At 48.0% G+C, this 2,678-nt stretch carries 1 protein-coding gene and 1 pseudogene; both read right to left on the bottom strand.

Features of this window, described 5'->3' with window-relative positions:
• Positions 1-1,034 (bottom strand): annotated as a pseudogene (locus tag NDA06_RS26480) (hypothetical protein); the annotation flags it as partial.
• A 145-nt stretch (positions 1,035-1,179) separates the two neighbouring features.
• On the bottom strand, positions 1,180-2,514 hold the full coding sequence (locus tag NDA06_RS26475; RefSeq protein ID WP_190985701.1) for a hypothetical protein: 1,335 nt from the start codon (positions 2,512-2,514) through the stop codon (positions 1,180-1,182).
• Between the last annotated feature and the right edge of the window lie 164 nt (positions 2,515-2,678).

Raw genomic sequence — 2,678 nt, 5'->3', positions numbered from 1 at the left:
TCATCCTTTTGGGGGCAACCAGCACCATAGCAGGCAAAGTGAAAAGCAATCATCCCTAACAGCCGTGCTTGTTCGCTAATATCATCCCCAGAAAAGTAAAAATCTTCCGGAATCGGTTTTCGTCCCCATTCACGACCCGGCCAGTCTTGGCACAGCAATGCGCCTTGGTGGGGTATCTGTCGCGGATCGCCGTTGGGAAAACCCATACCGTGACTGGCAGTGAACAGCAAACTAGGCGTTTCGCTGCCTCCTAGCAGATGTCCCAGACGCGCTTTGGTTGCTTCTTCTTTTATAATCGTTTTCACATCCCAGTTGGAATGTTCCTCAACAACCCATTCAGATAACGGCTGAATTAGGTCTTGAGTGCTGAGATTAGTGGCAGCATCTCCTGGGTTGCACACACCGAAAAAGGCAGCACTAGGGGATAGGGATAGATTGCTAGTTTCTGCTTCTACTACGCTGCGAGCGTACTGCGCGTACTCCTGTGGCGTATCAAAATAAATGCGACCTACAGCGTACTGAACGCTAAGCTGAGACTGAAACCGATAGGGAATTGTTACTGGATCTCCGACAATCATCAGGTAGTAAGGCATTTTATCTGGATCGGCAGGACCTGGCCCTACTCCCTGACGCGACAGAAACTTATTTTTTGACTCGTACTGATTTTTTGCTTTGTCGTAACGATAACCTTTAGCACCGCTATATTCCTGGTAGTAATGCTCGTGCTGCTGAGTTGCTTGGTTTTTGCGATGATCTAGCAGCTCGCTAAGTGCCTCTCGGATTGCCGGATCGGCATCGTAAGCGAAGATTACTCCCCAACCTGTTTCTGCGAGGTTTTTGGGGTCTACTCCCTCTATAGGAGCAAAGTCAGGCTCTTCTTTTTGTCGCTTTTTGAACTGGATATCTTCTAATTGTTCTGGATCGAATTCTTCACCTTGGGCAATCTTAGATACTTGCTCTGCGCTCAAAGGAGGTAGCAAATAATCGCCGCTTGCTCCATCAATTCCATTGAAGAATAGCAGGTCTTCAGACATCTCTTTGGTTCCTGGTTGGTTGGGCGAATAATAAGAATTTAATTTTTGAGCCAAACAGATAAAAACCCCAAAAACCTTTAAAACAGGGACTTTCTGAGTTTCTATCCGTTATCGCAGGCAAATAAATTTGGTCTAACCCTAGCGGTTACATGGGATAAGCTGCCGACCATACGGCATGAGCGACTTCCGGCTTGGCAATGTCGCAATGGGCACCACTGGTTGGTCCTCCCAGCTCTACGTTACAAATAAACTTGCCGCTTTCTAGGTTGTAGATTTTGCCCGGTTTAAAATCATAAGAGGCATCGCAGGGGAGCATATTCGTGTTTTCCGCTCCCAGGTCATCTCCGCCTAGACCAAAGCTGCCAATTCCGCCATATTTAGGCAATTGACCGGGGGCAAAGTCCACACTACTAAAGACAATCTTTCCAGCCAGGGGGTATATCTTGCCGACTGCATAGTCGAACTCAGATTGGGTCGTAACGATCGGACCTGCGACTTTACCTTGAGCGATGATTGAGTGAAAGTAACCAGGATGATTGCGTTCGTATGAAATCTTTGAACAGTAAGACCAGAGCGATACAGCCCCTTGTACCAACACCAAAGAATCCACTGGGCGGACTAACGTGCCCTTCCCTTGCGAACCGTTCAGGATGGCAGAGACAACAACGCATCCAAAGCTGTGACCCATCAGGTGGAACCTCACAGTTGGAGCAGCCTTCTCTTGAAGTGCTTTTAACAAGTTGAACCCGGCGCTTTCACCGATTTGGCGAGCGCGATCTTTCATTTTCCAATAAGACAGTAACCTCAGGGGGTTTAAAACCTTATCCAAGACCGAACTACTGTCGATGCTGAAACTTACTGGTTCATCTTTACTCGCTTCATAGATGGCTTCTGGATCGAAACCTTCCCAATCCGAACCTGGTGCCCCACCCTCACCTTCGCTACCCAAACCAGCCTCTTGGTTCAACACTTGGTAGGCGCTCAGTACCTCTGGCGGTAAGGTATCGGGTGCGCTGTCTTCCATCGCCGACCTGAGAATTATTTGTAGGGCTTGCCGCGCTTCCTCAGTGTTGGCAATGCGATCGGCATACTCATCGACTAACCGATCAACTGGATCTTCGTCGTTCACGTCAAAGGACACCGAAGAACTTGTCAATTCTTCATCACCCCAAGGCTTGCTGGGCCAGTGCAGTCCGATGAGTAAGGGACGAAATTCCGGTCGCGCCTGTTTGATTTTTTCAATATCAGCCGTTTGCCCTGCCATTGCGCCAATCCAGTCGTTGTACTGAGATCGCGCTGCGGGAACGTCACCCAACCACCCGTGGCTCATGATGAATACATCTGTGATTGGTTCGCTAGCCAGCGCTTCCAAGATTTTTTGGCTCATTAACCCGCCAGATTCATTGCGTTCTTTGCCTGTGGCATCAAAGGATAGCAGGTAATACTTTAAAGAAGTTCCGGCTACTGTTTCGATTGGCATCTATAAATTCCATTCATCAAATATTTCTATCCAAAGCTTGATGTCAATAGCCAAGAACGAACACCGCTTGTAAAAAAACTTTGCAAAGCCTTGCTCAGGTAGTACCTATTTCAGTTAGGGTCAGTTCACTGGGAAAGTGGTTTTTCAACTGACTGATAGTGCAG

Source organism: Trichocoleus sp. ST-U1 (genome assembly GCF_039961835.1).
Taxonomy (GTDB): domain Bacteria; phylum Cyanobacteriota; class Cyanobacteriia; order Cyanobacteriales; family FACHB-T130; genus FACHB-T130.
The sequence above is the reverse complement of the archived record's forward strand: the minus strand, read 5'-3'. Positions and strand labels throughout refer to the sequence as shown.

What these genes read in the sequence shown, in the direction of transcription:
- NDA06_RS26475 (WP_190985701.1), bottom strand. Translation starts at nt 2,514, where the DNA reads ATGCCAATCGAAACAGTAGCCGGAACTTCTTTAAAGTATTACCTGCTA.